The following is a 17,233-nucleotide window of genomic DNA, read 5'->3' as shown; positions in this document are numbered from 1 at the left end:
CATGCCCCCCAAGACGCCCGTGACCTATGTGCTGAGCGAAGAAGATGTCGAGGCGCTCGACTCTGTCATCCACGACATTGTGCGAGCGGGGCACGACCCGAGGGCCGGTGACCTGTACGACCTTGCGTGGCGGTATCTGGCCGGCGTCCCCGCGGGTCTGCGCGAGGCGCTGAGCGGTTTCCGCAACGCGGAGACCGGTAGCGCGTTCGCGATCCGAGGCTTCCGCCTGGACCCGGACGGGATCGAGCCAACCCCGGTGAGCTGGGCCGAACCCGACTCGTTGCGGAGAGAGGAACTCTTCCTCGCGCTCACCGGTATGTGCCTCGGCGAGGTCTACGGTTGGTCGACCATCCAGAACGGCAGTCTGATTCAGAACGTCCTGCCCCTGCAGGGCGTCGAGCACGAGCAGAGCGGCCACAGCAGTGACGTCCTGCTCGGATGGCACACCGAGGACGCGTTCCATCCCTATCGGTGCGATTATGTCGGCCTGCTCGGCATACGTAACCTCGACCGGGTTCCCACAACGGTCGCCTCGATTCGGGACATCGAGCTCAGCGAAGATGCCAAGAAGATCCTCTCCGAGCCCCGTTACGTGATCTATCCCGACACCGAGCATCTGGGTCAGGCCCTCGACGACGGAACCCATTTCGGACTGTCAGAGATCCAGAAGCTGCGGGACAGTCCGGACCCCGTGGCCGTCCTCTTCGGTCACCCCGATGAGCCTTACCTGCGGCTTGACCCCTTCTACATGACGACCTTCGGGACCGACCCCGAGGCCGAGGAGGCGCTCAAGGAGATCTGCGAGAAGCTCATGATCGCTGAGTACGACGTCGTTCTCGAGCCAGGCGACATCGTCTACGTCGACAACTTCACCGCGGTGCACGGCCGACGTCCTTTCCGCGCGAAGTACGACGGACGTGACCGCTGGCTCAAGAAGCTCACGGTGACAAGGAACCTTCGCGCTTCGCGCGGTCTCCGTCGCTCATCCTCCTGCCGAGTGATCGGCTGAGGTAGGGGATCTGTGCTGCGAGCGGGTGAATGAAATGCGGTGTCTGCCCTATGGGGTCGCGCTGCCGGGTCTGATTCCCGTCTGCGTCGATGTCGACGACAGGTTCCTGATGGATACCAGCCTGCTCCCGGGCGACGCCGAGCGTGTGATCCTCGTCCATCTCGACGGCAGGGACGTCGGCAGTCCCCATGTCCGCTTCGTCATTGAGGACTGCGCCCAGGCCATGGGCGCAGTCCCCCCAGACGGTGCCATGGTCGGCACCGAGGGATGCTCACTTCGGGACAGGGCGGGCTGGTGCATGTCCGTGAGAACGCGGACTGGAAGACCATGCGCAGCCAGGAGAATTCCTTCTACGGCGAGAACCTCGGGGTCAGTGAGGCAGTCTGCGCCATCCAGCTACAGCAGCTGCGACGACTCGAGGAGACCGGTGCCGACCTCGAACGCAACCACGCGATCCTGCAGGACGCCCTGAGCGATCTGCCGGGCATGGAGCTCGCACCGCGGGGGCCGGGCGACTCGAAGCTGGGCATGCGCATCGTCACGCCTACCGCCGAACACCGCGACAGATTCCTACGGATCCTGGAAGAACGATCCATTCCGACATTTGCGCTCGATCGGTATTTCCTCCTCGACCACCCTGTCCTCAGAGACCGCAAGTCGCTCTACTCCGACGGCTTCCCCTGGAACCCCGCCGAGGGCGACTCATGCGCGATCTCCCGTGACGGATTCGCCCGGACCGGGGACCTGCCGGCCCGAACGTTCAGCATCCCGGTCGCGCCCGAGTACTCGTCCAAAGAACAGATCCGCTTCAGCGACCTCGTCCGCTTCGTCCTCTCCGGAGAGAAGTCATGCGTCCCTGTCTCCTGCTCGTCGATGGCCGGCCCGGCACCTTCACCGATCACGTCCTGAGCCGAGACGATCTCGACCTCGTGCTCTTGAGGTTCGAAGAGCACCTCTCCTCACTGCCCGCTGACCACCTCCTGCGCACGGCGGACATCCCCACGTTCACCATCGCCGCCGACGCCGACATCTGGCGGGAGGCTGAGCGCTACCTCACTTGGGTGGCGGGGCTCCCGGCACGACCGGCCCACTTCTGCAACCCACAGGAGCCCCTACAGGAGATCTCCCAGAGGTTCGCCGGCCTCGTTGGCCTGCCGCACCTCGACGCCGAGCAGGTCGCCTGGGTCCGGGACAAGACCGCAATGAAGCGGCGGTTCCGGGAAATCGGCATCCCCTGTGCGGAGTTCGCTGAGGTCGCGGATCGCGACGACGTCCTCGGCTTCGCGTCCGTGCACGGATGGCCGCTTATCCTCAAGCCGGTCGATGGCTGGTCATCCCTCGACACCTACAAGCTCGACGACGAGCACGATCTCGCGAGGCTCCTTCCACTGCCTCCCTCACGGCGGTGGATGGTGGAGGAGTTCCTCACCGGACGCGAGTACCAGTTGTGCGCTCTCGCCGCTCACGGACGGGTCCTCGACACCTACGTCTCGTGGACGCCGTGCGCGCTGCTGGAGACCGTCTACGGCGGCATCAACGGCTCCATCAGCCTCGGCGTCGACGATGAACTGGGCATCGACGCGAAGGAACTGGTTCAGCGCATCGTCGACGGTATGCGCATCGACCACGGCTACCTGCACATGGAGTTCTTTCGATCAGACGACGGTGGCATCCACATGAGCGAGGTGGGAGCCAGGCTCGCCGGCTGCGAGCTGCCCTCCAACCATGGGCTCGCCCGGAACTTCGACATGATGGCTGCGACGCTCGACACATACCTGGGCCGCGTGCCATCGCTGGAGTACTCGGCGCCGCGCTGTGCCGGAGACCTGTTGCTCCCCTACAAGCCCGGTCGCGTCGTCAAGGTCACGCCCCTGGAGACGCTGCTTTCCATGCCCGGGGTGGTTCGCGGCCGGATGAACGTCGCGAGCGGCGACGACCTGCCCGATCAGCGAGCCTCCCACGCCTCCGCCGGTTACGTGCAGATTGTCGGCCCGTCCCGTCAGATCGTGGAGGACCGGATGACCGAAGTCTTGGACACCTTCGAACTGGTGACGGAGGACGCGTCGTGAAGGCCTCAGCCTACGGCCGTCTCTTCGCGAGACCGGAGATCGGGGCCGCGATGTTCTGGTCGTTCGTTTACACCTTCGGCGGGGCAGCGCTCGGACCGCTGGCTGCCCGGCAGGTCGATCGCCGCGGCCGAGCCGGGATGCTGAAGCTCATGCGCCCAGCGGCACCACTGCGCAGGCTTTCACCTGGGTCATGACGGGGACCGTCGCGGGCAGTTCGCTCGGCACACAGCTCGGAGGGCTCGTCATCGAGGGCTCCCGGGTCGGCGCGGTGCTCACGTCGGCCGCGGTGGCCGGATCCCTGGCCGCACTCGTGGCCTGGTTCGGCGGGCGCCGTCACCTCATGGCCCGGCCTGGCGAATGACCCGCCTGACGCGCTGCTCACGCGTCCCGGAGATCACTCGAATTCGTCTTACATTACCCGACCAGACAAGGCTGATGTTCGATGACAATCCTCACAAATAACAAATTCAGCGATGAAGCCTCACGATGTCCATCGGGTCCCGTCGTAGCGCTCGCGACCGAAGACGACCGGGAATTCTTGAGAAGCCTTTTCGCGTCCAGTCTCGACCCCTTCTACGACGGAGATCACGAGGCGCACGCGGACAGGGTCCTCGACGCTCATCTCGCCGCGGGAGCCGACAGCTACGGCCATTTCTCAGTGGCGCAGCGAACCTTCGTTCTCTGGTCGGACGGCTCGCCGCATGCGCAGCGACTGGGCGCCCTGCACCTCGCGGTCAAACGGCAGGGGACTGTCAAGATCAGCCCGCTGACCCTGATTCCGAGCCATCGCCGGCGCGACGGTTTCGGGAGCGTGCTCCTGCGCACCGCCCTGGCTTTCGCCTGGGAGCAGGGCGCTCGGCAGCTCTACTGCACGGTCGCCGCGGAGAACGCACCGGCCATCACGTTCTTCACGCGCCATGGGTTCAGGCTCGCCGGGGAGTCGCCGAGCCAGTACAAGCCCGGCATGACCGAGCTGATTCTCTACCGCGGGCTCGTCGCGGCAGGCGGCGAGTCACGGTGTGACCTGCACATGCGCCTGTTCGAGGACGGCGACGCGGCCGTGGTGCGCGATCTCATCCTGGATTCAATGCCCAGCGCCTTCCAGGGCGTGGACGACGACTGGGTCCGGGCGCTGTTCGATGGCCACGACCGCCGGTTCGGCAGGGACCTCAATCAGAAATACAAGATCATTTATGTGGCGGTCGACTCGTCCGGGGCGATCCAGGGAACCGTCGCCGCCGGCCCCAAGAAGGGCGACCCGGTGAAGCTCATGCCGCTGTGCGCGAAGTCTCCCGAAGCGTTCGGCTTCATGCTCGACGAGATCCCCCGACTCTTCGGAACCCTGGGCCGGAAGCTCTATACGCATCTTCCGGCGTCGCCCGCGACCACTGCCCTCATGCAAGGGGGCGGATGGCGGCTCGAAGGGCTTATGCCCGCGGCCTACCATCCGGACTGGTGCACCGTCCAGTGGAGCCTCTGCTTGTGAAAACCTCACCAGTGATCAGTCAGGGGTGGTCGGTCCGCCGAAGCGGGGAAAAATTCCTGTGGCTGCGGCTCGCCAAAGAGTCCCTGGAATTCGCCGCCGCCTGTCACGGGTTGGGGGCCGTCACCGCTGTGCTCGCGAGAGGCCGGGTGGTTCACTCGGAGAGGGAAGAGATGGTGGGGAGTTGAGAACTCGTCGCGCTCCGCGGACCTCGTCCGAGATCTGGTTCCGCTGCCCCCGGCCCATGCCCGGTGCCCAGGCGCGGCTCGTCTGTTTCGCGCACGCGGGCGGCTCTGCTGCGGCCTTCCGCTCCTGGACCATGGGACCCGACGTCGAGGTGGTCGGTGTCCAGTATCCGGGTCGGGCCGATCGTTTCGGAGACCCATTTCCCGAGGATCTGGAGCAGCTCGGCCGCGAAGTCGGCGAAGCGATCGCCACGCTGGACGAGCGCCCGACGGCCCTGTTCGGTCACAGCCTGGGCGCTCTGGTCGCCTATGAGGCGGCTCGTCATCTTGAGGAGATCGGTCAGGCGCCCGTTCATCTGTTCGCCTCGGCGTGCCGTTCGCCGCAGGTCGCCGACAACAGACCACCCATCGCAGGGCTGGACGACGCGGCCCTCGCCGCGGAACTGATGAAGATGGGAGGCACCGATGCTCTGGTCCTGAAGGATCTGGAGCTGCGCGATCTGGTCCTGCCCTATATCCGTGCAGATTTCACTCTGTTTGAGGCTTACGCGCCATTGGCGGAACCACTCGCAGTGACACCGGTTCTGGCGCTCAACGCAGTTGCCGACCCTTACGTAACCGGCGCGGAGATGGCCGGATGGTCGGGGGCCACGCAGGCCGGGTTCCGGGCGGAGAGGTTCGCCGGAGACCACTTTTATCTGGTTCCGAGGCAGGAGGAGGTGCTCGCCACGCTCCGCGCCGCCCTGGGTGTGTAGGAGGACCGGGGCTGAGCGGCAAAGGGAGGCTCCCCCATTCAACATGACCGATCCGGCCAGCCGTGATGTGACACCTTGTCAATCCCTCGGAAACGTGGAGGACCTGTCTGCCGGGCAGCGGCGTGCCAAGACCGTCACCCGTCACCCGGCAGCGGCAGGTCCCCTTCGTCTCGCAGGGCCTCCAACACCGCGCTCACCGCCGCGCGTGGCGGTGAGCCGTGGCGGATCGCCGCCGTGATCGTGCGGGTCACGTGAGGCGCGAGTTCCCTGGTGGCGACGCGGTATCGGCTGCGTTCGACCGCGAGGCCGGGCAGCAGCGCGATCGAGAGCCCGGCCTCGATGTGCTCCAGCGTCATCATGTAGTTGCTGAACCGGCACACCACCCGGGGCTCGAACCCCGATTGACGGCACAGCCGTAGCGCCAGATTCGCCATGTACGACTGGGGCTTGTCGAACGCCCATGGTTCGTCCGCGCAGGCCGCGAGATCCACGGGGCCGCCCCCGGCCGCGGGATGCCCAGGCGGGAGCACCAGCAGGATCGGGTCCGTGGCAACCGGCACGAGGTCGAGGTCCGGCCCCAACGGCAGCTCGTCGAAGTCCGTGGTCGTGATGATGATGTCCGCGTCGCCGACCCGCAGCGCGGGAATGCTCTCGTGCGGTTCCAACTGCAGCAGTTCCACGTCGAGGTGCGGATGCCGGCGCGCCAGCCGGGTCACCGCCGGCACGGTCATGGTGTGGATCGCGCTCTGGAACGCCCCGAGCCGCACCAGGCCGGCCGGCTCCTCTCCGAACCCGCGCAGCTCCGCCTCCACGCCCTCCATGTGATCGAGGATCGCGCGCGCCCGCCGTGCGAGGATCAGCCCGGCCGGGGTCAGCCGCACTCGGCGTCCCGTTCGTTCCAGCAGTTGGGTGCGAGTCTCGGCCTCGAGCACGCCGAGCTGTTGGGACACGCTGGACGGGCTCAGGTTGGCGGCTTGGGCGACTGCCCGGATGGTGCCCAGCGTGTCCAGTTGGCTCAGAAGCCGCAGCCTCCAGGGGTTCATCATGCCGCCATTGTTGTTCGGATTTTCCGAACAGGGCGACCGGAATTGTGAGATGGACCTGCCGCTCGGGCGCGACCTACCGTCGATTCATGGTTGCTTCGACCGCCGCCGCTCCGTCCGTCGAAACCTTCTGGGCCGATAGCGACAGGCACCTCGTGCGCCATGGAGGTGAGTTCACCCGCGAGATCATCGACCGTGCCGCCGCGAGTTCCTGTTCACCGCGGACTGTCGGAGGATCCTCGGATCGCGCCCCTGGACCCTCTTCAGCGGAATGCTCAGCCGCCCGGTGGTCGACCTAGCTCGACGGTCGGCCGGCACCCTGCCCGCACCGCTGGACAAGGCGCTGTTGCCGGCGGCGGCGCCGAGTCGAACGAGGCTGTGATCCCGATGGCCGAGCTCGTCACCGGCAGGCACGAGATCGTCTCTGCGAGATCGCCGCAGCCCTTCAGTTTTGCCAGGAGAGCGTCAAGACCTTCGTCTGAGGGTGAACGCCACCCGCATCCTCGCCGAACTCGGCCCCCGCGACCGCGTCCAGGCAGTCGTCCACGCCTACCGCCAGGGCCCGGTGACCTGACGCGCCGCACGCCGCGCGGACACATTCGTGGCTTGAGTGTGCCCTTATGGCCCGGTGTCTTCTGACCTACGACGTACCGGCCCACCAGCCAGCCCCCTCGACGTCGCCGACGACCTGGACAGATTCGTGAACACAGCAGCACCTGAAGAATCCCTGCCTGAACAGTCCCTGCGCTTCGCGGTGCTGGGGCCGGTCAGGGCATGGCACGGCGAGGGTGAACTGGACCTGGGTCCGCCGCAGCAACGAGTGGTGCTGGCAGCCCTGTTGCTACGACGCGGGCGCCCCGTCACGATCGCCGAACTCATCGACGCCGTATGGGGTGACGAACCGCCGGCCACGGCCGTGGCCGTGCTGCGGAGCTATGTGTCGCGGTTGCGCAAGGTGCTCGAACCGGGGCGGGACGCCAGTGCGTCGCCGCGGGTGGTCGAGTCGGCGGCGGGCGGATACCTGGCCCGAGCCCCGGAACACGCCCTGGATCTGGGCCTGTTCGAGCGGCGGGTCGCCGAGGCGAAGAGACTGCGCGCCGCGGGCGAGGTGTCGGCCGCCGCGGAGCTCCTGCACCGCGCGCTCGACGGATGGGAGGAGACGCCGCTGGCCGGACTCCCCGGCCCGCTGGCCGAAGCCGAACGCTCCCGGCTGACCGAGGAGCGGCTGGCCACGCTGGAGCTGCGGCTGGACATCGACGTCTCGCTGGGGCGCCACGGCGAGGTGATCGCCGAGTTGACCGCGCTGACCAGCGAGCACCCGCTGCGCGAACGGCTGTGCCGGCTGTTCATGCTGGCGCTGTACCGGTCCGGACGGCAGGCCGAGGCGCTGGCGGCGTACCGCCGGACGCGGAGCACCCTGCTGGACGAACTGGGCGTGGAACCCGGTGTGCCGCTGCGGGAGATGCACGACCGCATCCTGGCGGCCGACGCTTCGCTGGACCCCTCCCCTCGGCAGAACGGGGCACACCAGCCGGTGTCGCCGGCCGTCGATCACTCGGCCCTCCCCGCGCAGCTTCCCGCCGATCTGCCCGCCTTCACCGGCCGTCGAGTCGAACTGGAGCAGGCCCAGGCTCTGTTGCCCGACGACGGAACGCATCCGGCCACGGTGGTCATCAGCGCCATCACCGGCATGGCGGGCACCGGCAAGACCGCCCTGGCCGTGCACTGGGCCCATCGGGTCGCCCACCGCTACCCCGACGGACAGCTCTCCATCGACCTGCGCGGTTTCGACCCGACCGGCCCGGTCGTGCCGCCGGACGAAGCGATCCGCGCTCTCCTCGACGCGCTCGGCGTCCCCCCGCGGCGCATACCCCACCGCTTCGACGCCCAGGCGGCCCTGTACCGCAGCCTGCTCGCCGACCGACGGATGCTGATCCTCCTCGACAACGCACGCGACACCGAGCATGTCCGCCCTCTGCTGCCCGGTTCTCCCGGCTGCCTGGTCATCGTCACCAGCCGCAACCAACTCACCGGCCTCATCGCGGGCGACGGGGCGCATCCGCTGACTCTGAACCCGTTGACGCCCGCCGAGGCACACGCCTTCCTGGTGCGCCGCGTCGGCGCCGCACGCCCGGCGGCGGAACCGCAGGCGACGGAAGAGATCATCGCGCGCTGCGCCCGGCTGCCGCTGGCTCTCGCCATTGTCGCCGCCCGTGCGGCCACCCACCCCGGCTTCCCGCTCCGCGCCATCGCCGAGGAACTGCGGGCCGACGCGGGCAGCCTCGACGCGTTCGCCGACGGCGACCTCGCCACGGACCTGCGTGCCGCCTTCTCCTCGTCGTGCGCGGCGTTGTCCGTCCCGGCCGCCCGGCTGTTCCGCCTGGTGGGCCTGCACTCCGGCCCGGACATCTGCGCGCCCGCCGCGGCCGCCCTCGCCGGACTCCCGCTCCGTGCGACACGCCCACTGCTCCTGGAACTCACCCGCGCCCACCTGCTCGCCGAACACGCACCCGGTCGCTACGCCTTGCATGACCTGCTGCGGGTCCACGCGGCCGAATGCGCCGTCATGGAAGAGACACCGGGGGAGCGGGGCCGGGCCCTTGAGCGGCTTCTGTGCTGGTACCTGCACACCGCGGACGCCGCCCACGCCCACCTCGCCCCGCATCGCCGCCGGATCCCCCTCGACCCCCTGCCCCCCGGCTGCCGCCCGTCGGTGTTCACCGGGTACGACCAGGCCCTGGAGTGGTGCGAGACCGAACGCCGCAACCTCGTCGCTGCTGTGCACCGGGCCGCCGCGGCCCGCCGAGCCGGCATCGCATGGCGGCTGACCTCCGCCCTGTGGGGGTACTTCCACCTGCGCGGCCATCCGCATGACTGGCTCGACACCGCCCGGACCGCCCATGACGCCGCCCGCGCCGCCCACGACCGCACGGGCGAGGCATGGAGTCACAGCGATCTGGCCGCCGCGCTGACGGCGGCGGGCCGGTCCGACGAGGCCGTCGACCACCTCCGGCAGGCGATTGTCCGGCACCGGGAGCTCGGGGACAGGCAGGGCGGGCACCAGGCCGTGGCCGATCTGGGCCCTGCCCACCTGCGCAGCGGCAGGCCGCACCGGGCCGTCGAGTACACCCGCCGTGCGCTGGCCGTCTCCCGGGTTCGCGGCCACGCCTGGGGGGAGGGCATCGCCCTGGCCGACCTGGGCGACGCCTACCGGCACCTGCACCGGTTCGACGACGCCGTCGACTGCCTTCAGCGGGCGCTGGTCGTCCTGCGCGCCGCCGGGAACAGCTGGTTCGAAGGCATCGCACTCGACCGGCTCGGCACCGTCCGGCACCTGCTCCACCACCACGACGACGCGATCCGGCACTACCGCCGAGCACTCGAAGCGCACCGGGCTGCCGGCAACCGCTGGGGCGAGGCCCACACCCTCGGCCACCTCGCCGACGTCCGCCTGGCCGCGGGCGAACCGGAGACGGCCCGCGACAACTGGCGGCAGGCGCTTGCGGTGTTCGAGGAGTTCGGCCATCCGGGCGCGGAGGAGATCCGGCGGAACCTCCACCGGCTGGAGGAACGTACGCCGGACCCGGAAGCGGTGCCCGTCGTCGCTGATCCGGAGCTGCCTTTGACGACCATGAACACGACGCCGCTGACGGACTTCGGTCACCTCACCGACGTGGAAGCCGCGGCGCCGGCCACCGGCAGCCTGGTCCAGGGGCAGGTTGCGGGTCTCGTTGCGGGCGTGGGTGTCCGGGGGACGACCTGCCGACGTGGTACGTCTCGTACAGCACGTCCCGGTGCCCAGTGCGTCACCTGCCGAAGGCACCCTTGAGGACACTCAACCCACGTATGCGTCAGGTCACCAGGCCCTGGCGGTAGGCGTAGACGACCGCCTGGACGCGGTCGCGGAGGCCGAGTTTGGTGAGGATGCGGGAGACGAAGGTCTTGACGGTCTCCTGGCTCAGCTGGAGGGCCGCGGCGATCTCACTGTTGGAGCGGCCGTCCGCCATGAGGCGCAGTACCTCCAGCTCGCGGGGGGTGAGCGTGCCGTTGTGCGCGGTGCCCTCGGCGGGCCGGATGCGGGCGGCGTAGCTGCCCACGAGCTGGCGCGTCACCTCGGGGTCCAGCAGGGCCGCGCCCGCGGCCACGGTCCGGATGCCGTTCAGCAGTTGGGCCGGCGGCGCATCCTTGAGCAGGAACCCGCTCGCCCCGGCCCGCAGTGCCTCGTAGACGTACTTGTCCAGGTTGAACGTGGTCACCACGAGCACCTTGACGGGATCCTGCACTCCGGCACCGGCCAGCAGGCGGGTGGCCTCGATGCCGTCGAGCACCGGCATGCGTACGTCCATCACCACGATGTCCGGGCGCAGTTGCCGGGCGAGTTCGACCGCGGCCCTGCCGTCCTCGCACTCGCCCGCCACTTCGAGGTCGGGCTGAGCGTCGATGATCGTCACCAGGCCGGTGCGGACCAGTACCTGGTCGTCGCAGATCAGGACCCGGATCGGCGCGGTCACGCGGAGCTCCCGGCCGGTATGCGGGCCCGTACGACGAAGCCGCCGCCCGTCAGCCGGTCCGCGGCGAAGTCGCCGCCCAGGACGTCCACCCGTTCACGGAGCCCGGTCAGGCCCCGTCCGCTGCCGCCGGGGGAGCCGGTCCGCGAGCCGGATCCGTCCGTGCTGACCTCCACGGTGATCTCCCTCGGGCTGTGCCGCACTTGGACCGAGGTGCGGCTGCCGTGAGCGTACTTGAGGGCGTTCGTCAGGGCCTCCTGCACGACCCGGTAGGCCACGAGGTCGGCGCTGCCGGTCGACTCCGCCGGTGTGCCCTCCTCGGTGAACTCGACCGGCTGCCCGGCCTGGCGCGTCTGCTCCACGAGGGTGAGAAACCGGCCGACCGCCGGTGTGGTGGCGTCGGCCTGGTGGTCCGGGTTGAGTAGGTCGAGCAGGTGGCGCAGGTCGGTGAGGGCCCGTCTGCCGGTGTCGGTGACGGCGGTCAGTGCCCCGTCGAGGCGATCGGGAGCGGCCGTCAGATAGCGTGCCGCCTCGGCCTGGACGACCATCGCCGTCACGTGGTGGGTCACCACGTCGTGGAGTTCGCCGGCGATGCGGGTGCGTTCGGCGGTGCGTGTCTCCTCCGCGACCAGGCGGCGGCGTTCGGCCTCCGCGATGCGGGTGGAGCGCAGCCACGCCCCGAGGCCCCACGCGAGGGCCAGCGCCAGATAGAACGTCACGAACCCGCTGATCGGCTCGCCCAAACCGCGCAGGGCGAGCGCGACCGCCAGCGGCACGTACGCCACGGAGAAGCCGATCGCGGCGGCACGCCGGTTCCGTTCCAGATGGGCTCCCACGCTGAGCAGCGCGATCGGCAGCGCGGTGCCCCCGAAGGTGTGGTAGCCACGGAGCTGGTCCAGGGCGAAGCCGGCCGACACCAGGGCGAGGCAGACGACCGGCCACCGTCGGCGCACGGCGAGCGGGAGGCATTCGAGGGCGATCACCACGATGGTCACCGCGTCGAAGGGACGGTGCGGCAGGTTGCCGATCTGCGTCCCGTGGAACGACGGTAGGCACGACAGGGCGAGACACAGCACGGCGAGCGGCAGATCGCGGACCGTGACATCGGACCGGCGCCACAACTCGCGGGCCGGCTCAAGACCGATCATCGGGGGAGTGTAGCGGTGCCCTCGATCCGCGCCGCGCGCCGACCGCGGGGCACCACATGGCCGCGCCGGTAGGCCAGCCACATGAACGCGATCGTCGCCAGTACGCAGAACAGCACCGAGTACACGCTGCCCTCCGGGCCGAAGTCGCCGCCGGTGACGAGCTTCGGGCCCGACGTCGCGGAGTCCAGCAGTCCCTGGGCGGTGTTGTTGCCCGAGACCTCGGTGCTGAAGATGCCGCCCGCGGCGAAGTTCCAGCCGAAGTGCACGCCGATCGGCACCCACAGCTTGCGGGTGGCGACGTAGGCGGCGGTGAGCATGCCGCCGGCCTCGATGGCGATGGCGGTGGCGCCCCAGAGGCTCGCGTTCGGGTTGAGCAGGTGGACCAGGCCGAACAGCGCACCGGTCAGCGCCAGCGCGATCCAGGTGCCGATGCGTTCCTCGGCGATCCGGAACAGGATGCCGCGGAACATCAACTCCTCCGTCACCGCGGCGGCGGCCATGAAGCCGAACAGGCCGAGCGAGCCGGTCACCGAGCCCAGGCCGTCGACCTCGTAGTACCCGGAGGCGAAGAGGTTCGTCATGACCATCGCGAACAGCGCGACACCGATCAGGGTTCCGCGGCCTATCGCGAGCGGGGCACCTTCCAGGGCCACCTCCGTGGCCGGGCGGCGCTCGGTCCGCCGTACCACCCATCCGTAGACGAGCACCGCGAGCACGGCCGTCGGGACGCCGATGGCCAGCTGGAGCAAGGGGGTGTCCTCCACCGCGGCGAGTCCCTGACCGCCGACGAAGGCGACCACCGCGACGGCCACGAACTGCCAGACCAGTCTCATGAAAGCTCCTTGTCCGAATCCGCAGCCGGAGCGCCGCGGCGTTGCCGAAACGCTATGGATCCGGTGACTGACCAGTCGTCACCACCCGGTGGACACTTCCGCGTAGCTCGCGCGGGGGACAGAGTGTCCGGCTTGACCTCAAGTTAACTTGAGGTTTTACGTTGTTTGAGCGGGCCCCAATCAGAGGCGGTTCGCGATCTCTCCCGCCCGAACTTCCCGGAACCGAGGTCCCTTCATGTCCCAGCCCCCGCTCAAGATCGGCGTCCTCATCGGCAGCGTCCGCCCGGGTCGCTTCGCCGACAAGGTGTCCCAGTGGTTCGTCTCCGAGGTCGAGCGTCGCGACGACATGGAGACGCACGTCATCGACCTGTCCGAGCCCGCCCTCGCCGACGAGCTCAAGCTCACCCTGGAGCGGTCCGACGCCCCCGGCGACGCCCCGACCCTGGCCCAGCGCATCGGTGGGCTCGACGGATTCGTCGTCGTCACGCCGGAGTACAACCACGGCTACCCGGCGTCCCTGAAGCTCGCCATCGACTACGTCTACCGGGAGTGGCGGGCCAAGCCCGTCGGCTTCGTCTCCTACGGCGGGATGGCCGGCGGGCAGCGGGCCGTCGAGCAACTGCGTCAGGTCTTCGCCGAGCTGCACGCCGTCACCCTGCGCGACACCGTCAGCTTCCACATGGCCTGGGAGCAGTTCGACGACGAGGGCCGGCCCCATGACCGGGACGGCACCGCCAAGGCCGCTTCCGTCCTCCTGGACCAGCTCGCCTGGTGGGGTCTCACCCTGCGTGAGGGCCGAGCCACCAGGCCGTACGACGGCTGACGCGACCCGCCCCCCTCACCCCACGGCAACCCCACCGAACCGCCCTGCCACCCGCAGGTCCCCCTCCACCCGTCCCGCCGTCTCCAGCAGCTCCGGCAGAACGTCCCGCACGCACTCCTGCACCGAGCGTCGCGCCACGTGCATGGCCACGTTCAGTGCGGCGACCACCCGGCCCGTCCGGTCTCTCACCGGTACGGCCACCGATCGCAGGCCCGCCTCCAACTCTTCGTCGACCAGGGCGTATCCGTTGGCCCGGACATCCGACAGGGTCGTCGTCAGCGTCGCCGGGTCCGTGATGGTGTGTGCGGTCAGCGGGCGCAGGTCGGCCAGGGCGGTCGTCAACTGCCCGTCGCCTTCCGGGAGATCGGCCAGCAGCACCCGCCCCATCGACGTCGCGTACGCCGGCAGTCGTGTGCCGATCGTGATGTTGACGCTCATCACGCGGCTGGTGGCGGCGCGGGCGATGTACTGGATCTCGTCGGCCGACGGCGTCAGCACCGCCAGGGACGTCGACTCATGGACCCGGTCGGCCAGTTCGGCCAAGTGCGGGGTCGCGATCTGGGCGAGGGACGTGCGGGACAGGGGCGGGTAGCCGAGGGACAGCACACGGGGGGTGAGGGCGAAGGCGCGGTTTCCCGACGGGCGTACCAGTCCCAGGTGCTCGTACGTGATGAGTGCCCTGCGGGCCGTGGCCCGGGCCAGCCCGGTCGCGCGGGCCACGTCCGTGAGGGTGAGCTCGGCCCGGCCCTCGCCGAACGCGGTCAGTACGGTCAGCCCGCGGGCCAGCGACTCGACGAACTCCCTGCCCAGCTCCTGCTTGGAGGCGCCCGTCCAGGTCGCGAGGCCCGCCGGAGCGGTCGCGGGGCGCGGCTCCGGTGCCTCGCGCAGGTCGCGTTCCATCGCCGCCACCGCCGTCCGCAGGCGGGGCAGGAGCGTGTCGCGCAGGTCCGCGGCGGTGTGCCGGCTCGTGTGGCTCACCACGCTCGCCACACAGGCGATACGGCCGCCCGCCCGCAGGTCCTTCACCGGTACGGCCACGGCGACCAGCCCCGGCTCGATCAACTGGTCGTCCAGCGTCCAGCCGTCCTTGGCCGCCCGCGCCGTCCGGCGTTCGAAGTCCTTGTCGGAGGACGGGTGCGACCGCCACGGTACGGCCGGAAAGCCCCGGTCGTCCGGGTCCGCCGCCCGGCGCTCGCGCCAGGTCTGCCACTCGCCCTGCGTCCACTCCGTCGCGAACAGCGGGCCCGGCGCGGTGCGTTCGGCCGGGAGCAGGTCGCCGATGCGGAAGCTGAGGGACATCGCGCGGCGGCGGGTCGCCTGGTGGATGAAGCGGATGCCGTCGCGGTCGGCGACCGCCAGCGACACGGACTCGTCGAGCTCGTCGGCGAGCGCGTCCGCGTGGGAGGAGAGGAGGGCCGGCAGGGCGAGGGCCGCCAGGTAGGCGTTGCCCAGTTCCATCACGCGCGGCGCCAGGACGATGTCACGGCCGTCGAGGCGGACGTACCCCATGCGCGCGAGCGTGGAGGTGATCCGGTCCACCGTGGAGCGCGCCAGCCCGGTGCCGCGCTCCAGCCCGCTCGCGCTCAGCGTCCCGCCTGCCTCGGTCAGCCGACGCAGCACCGTCACACCCCGGATCAGCGGAGTGACCGCCTCCGCGGGCACGGCACGGTCGTCGTCCAGGGTCGTCATCGCGGGCATCGGCTCTCCGTACGGCGTTCGGCAGCCTTAACCGTAATCGGCGTCACGCGCGCGCAGGGCGAACGGGCCGCCGCAGCCCCCACCCCTAGCCCCACCCTTACCCCCGGCTCACCCGCACCCGATAACTCCCCGTCAGATCCGTCCCCAGCACCGTCACCCGCACCCCCCGCTCCTCGTCCCGGAACTCCTCCCCGGGTCCGAACGTCGCGTCGGACAGCTCGGCATGGACGTTCGGGCTGCGCGTGCACCCTCCGCTGTCCTCGTGGGAGTCCTGGACCTTCACCGGTCCCATCCCGGTGTCGATGTCCGCGTCGACCTTGTAGATCAGGACACCGGGGCGGCACACGGACTCGTCGTTGCCCTCGCGGGTGCGTAGTTCGAGGGCGTAGCCGTGGCGGCGGTCCAGCGGGACGAACACCAGCTTCGGGCCGCCCTCGCGGGCCAGCGGCGTCAGGGCGTACTCGGTCGCGCCGGGCTTGGCCGCGCAGCGTATCTGTGCGGCGTCCAGCCAGCCCAGCTTCCACTTGTGCCAGCCGAGCAGGTCGTTGTTGGCCCCCCAGTCCTCGCTCATGATGTCCCAGTGGCCGACCGCGCCCCCGCCCTCGGCGGTGTAGAGGTCGGGCAGGCCGAAGACATGGCCGTTCTCGTGGGGGAGCACCCGGTAGCCGGTGCGGTGGTAGGTGCCGGAGCCGTCGTCCTGGCGGGAGTAGACGAAGGACGCATTGGCCACCGAGACGCCGTCGGCGACCGGGGCCTCGGTGTTGCCCGCGAAGGTCACCGACAGGACCGTGTCCAGGGCCGACGGGCCGGCGTCCGGGGCCACCAGCACATTCAGGAAGTCGTACGACCGGAAGTCCACCCGGGAATCGGCGGCGACCACGATGTCCTGGACGAGCTGCCGGTACCCGGGGTCGAAGGGCGCGCCGCGCTCTATGCCGTACGCCCGGAAGGACTTGGGCATCCGCAGCCAGCCGGGGATCGGGGTCTGGGGGCGGTAGTCGAGGCGGCCGTAGGAGCTGGTGCGGAACCAGTCCTGGGTCTGCGGGAAGAACTCGTCGAAGCGGTCGAGCGCGCGGCCCGGTCCGGGCGCGTCGGGGAAGTCGACCATGACCGTGAGGGCGCGGACGGCGCCGGTGGAGCGGGAGTAGCCGCGTACCGTCGGCATCCCTTCCGACATCTGGACCGTCGGCCGGCCGCTGATCATGCAGGGGCGCAGGGCGGAGGGGTGTTCGGGCGAGATGGGGCCCGCTCCGGCCACCGTCGAGGTGCCCGCCGTGAGGTGTCCGGTGCCTGCGGAGGTGCTGACCGCGAAGGTCAGGGCGGTCACGGAGGCGAGGGCGGCCACACGGCGGGGGCGTATCCGACGGCTGGGCTGCATGCATGGGCCCTTCAGTCCATGGCAGCCCGCCCGACTGCGTGCTGCACCCTCTCGATCACCCTGTGTCGAGGGGTGAGCGGGCGCGCGTTGGAGGAGCCCGAACGTGGGTTCTTCCGCCAAATAGTGTGTGACTCAGGTCACATGAAATGTTTCCCAGGTCGGGAAATAACCGGGGAGCCTCTCCCCGTTTAGCCATGTGTCCGCGCGAAACGGGGAGACCTTCCCCGGATCGCGATCCGTGAGACCACGACCGTGAGACCACGACCCGTGAGACACGGATTCACCGCAACCTTGGAGTACA

The 17,233-nt window shown here is 69.7% G+C and carries 14 protein-coding genes and 1 pseudogene; 9 read left to right on the top strand and 6 right to left on the bottom strand.

Annotated features, from left to right (window positions below; genetic code table 11):
• Position 1 precedes the first annotated feature (1 nt).
• The 6 genes from gntD to OG254_RS20900 all read left to right on the top strand — a co-directional run bounded on the left by gntD (position 2) and on the right by OG254_RS20900 (position 5,501).
• Positions 2-1,009 (top strand): guanitoxin biosynthesis L-enduracididine beta-hydroxylase GntD, encoded by a 1,008-nt coding sequence (gene gntD, locus OG254_RS20925; RefSeq protein WP_405583861.1) that lies wholly within the window; start codon positions 2-4, stop codon positions 1,007-1,009.
• Positions 1,010-1,336: 327 nt separating this feature from the next.
• Positions 1,337-1,918: a DegT/DnrJ/EryC1/StrS family aminotransferase gene (locus tag OG254_RS20920; protein ID WP_405583859.1), complete on the top strand. Its 582-nt coding sequence runs from the start codon at positions 1,337-1,339 to the stop codon at positions 1,916-1,918.
• Complete coding sequence (locus OG254_RS20915; RefSeq protein ID WP_405583857.1) at positions 1,858-3,078, top strand: ATP-dependent carboxylate-amine ligase; 1,221 nt, start codon at positions 1,858-1,860, stop codon at positions 3,076-3,078. Before OG254_RS20920 ends, OG254_RS20915 begins: the two co-directional genes overlap by 61 nt.
• Positions 3,079-3,268: 190 nt before the next feature.
• Positions 3,269-3,439, top strand: a complete 171-nt coding sequence (locus OG254_RS20910) for a hypothetical protein (RefSeq protein WP_405583855.1) — start codon at positions 3,269-3,271, stop codon at positions 3,437-3,439.
• Between the two features lie 81 nt (positions 3,440-3,520).
• The gene (locus tag OG254_RS20905; protein ID WP_405583853.1) at positions 3,521-4,564 is read left to right on the top strand and encodes a GNAT family N-acetyltransferase; all 1,044 of its coding nucleotides are present in this window, start codon (positions 3,521-3,523) and stop codon (positions 4,562-4,564) included.
• Positions 4,565-4,805: 241 nt separating this feature from the next.
• The gene (locus OG254_RS20900) at positions 4,806-5,501 is read left to right on the top strand and encodes a thioesterase II family protein (RefSeq protein WP_405583851.1); all 696 of its coding nucleotides are present in this window, start codon (positions 4,806-4,808) and stop codon (positions 5,499-5,501) included.
• A 134-nt stretch (positions 5,502-5,635) separates the two neighbouring features.
• Here the strand turns inward: OG254_RS20900 and OG254_RS20895 are convergent, their stop codons facing one another.
• A complete protein-coding gene (locus OG254_RS20895; RefSeq protein WP_405583849.1) occupies positions 5,636-6,547 on the bottom strand; it encodes a LysR family transcriptional regulator in 912 nt (303 codons plus the stop codon).
• A gap of 86 nt (positions 6,548-6,633) precedes the next feature.
• Here OG254_RS20895 and OG254_RS20890 point away from each other — a divergent pair.
• Positions 6,634-6,967 (top strand): annotated as a pseudogene (locus OG254_RS20890) (aspartate aminotransferase family protein); the annotation flags it as partial.
• Between the two features lie 277 nt (positions 6,968-7,244).
• Complete coding sequence (locus tag OG254_RS20885) at positions 7,245-10,373, top strand: AfsR/SARP family transcriptional regulator (protein WP_405583847.1); 3,129 nt, start codon at positions 7,245-7,247, stop codon at positions 10,371-10,373.
• Positions 10,374-10,395: 22 nt separating this feature from the next.
• On the opposite strand, the gene OG254_RS20880 is transcribed toward OG254_RS20885, so the two are convergent.
• From OG254_RS20880 to OG254_RS20870, 3 genes are read right to left on the bottom strand one after another with little or no spacing between them, the layout of a single operon-like run.
• Positions 10,396-11,055: a response regulator gene (locus tag OG254_RS20880; RefSeq protein ID WP_405583845.1), complete on the bottom strand. Its 660-nt coding sequence runs from the start codon at positions 11,053-11,055 to the stop codon at positions 10,396-10,398.
• Positions 11,052-12,200: a sensor histidine kinase gene (locus tag OG254_RS20875; protein WP_405583843.1), complete on the bottom strand. Its 1,149-nt coding sequence runs from the start codon at positions 12,198-12,200 to the stop codon at positions 11,052-11,054. Before OG254_RS20875 ends, OG254_RS20880 begins: the two co-directional genes overlap by 4 nt.
• Positions 12,197-13,033: a CPBP family intramembrane glutamic endopeptidase gene (locus tag OG254_RS20870; protein ID WP_405583841.1), complete on the bottom strand. Its 837-nt coding sequence runs from the start codon at positions 13,031-13,033 to the stop codon at positions 12,197-12,199. The genes OG254_RS20875 and OG254_RS20870 overlap by 4 nt, the downstream gene beginning before the upstream one ends.
• A 235-nt stretch (positions 13,034-13,268) precedes the next feature.
• On the opposite strand from OG254_RS20870, the gene OG254_RS20865 reads away from it, so the two are divergent.
• A complete protein-coding gene (locus OG254_RS20865; protein WP_405583839.1) occupies positions 13,269-13,856 on the top strand; it encodes an NADPH-dependent FMN reductase in 588 nt (195 codons plus the stop codon).
• 15 nt (positions 13,857-13,871) lie between these two features.
• On the opposite strand, the gene OG254_RS20860 is transcribed toward OG254_RS20865, so the two are convergent.
• A complete protein-coding gene (locus OG254_RS20860) occupies positions 13,872-15,554 on the bottom strand; it encodes an IclR family transcriptional regulator C-terminal domain-containing protein (RefSeq protein ID WP_405583837.1) in 1,683 nt (560 codons plus the stop codon).
• Between the two features lie 97 nt (positions 15,555-15,651).
• Complete coding sequence (locus OG254_RS20855; protein ID WP_405583835.1) at positions 15,652-16,932, bottom strand: M6 family metalloprotease domain-containing protein; 1,281 nt, start codon at positions 16,930-16,932, stop codon at positions 15,652-15,654.
• Between the last annotated feature and the right edge of the window lie 301 nt (positions 16,933-17,233).

It is taken from the genome of Streptomyces sp. NBC_01092, from assembly GCF_045039535.1.
Taxonomy (GTDB): Bacteria; Actinomycetota; Actinomycetes; order Streptomycetales; family Streptomycetaceae; genus Streptomyces.
Note: the sequence above shows the minus strand (reverse complement) of the source record. Positions and strands in the feature narration are given on the sequence as shown.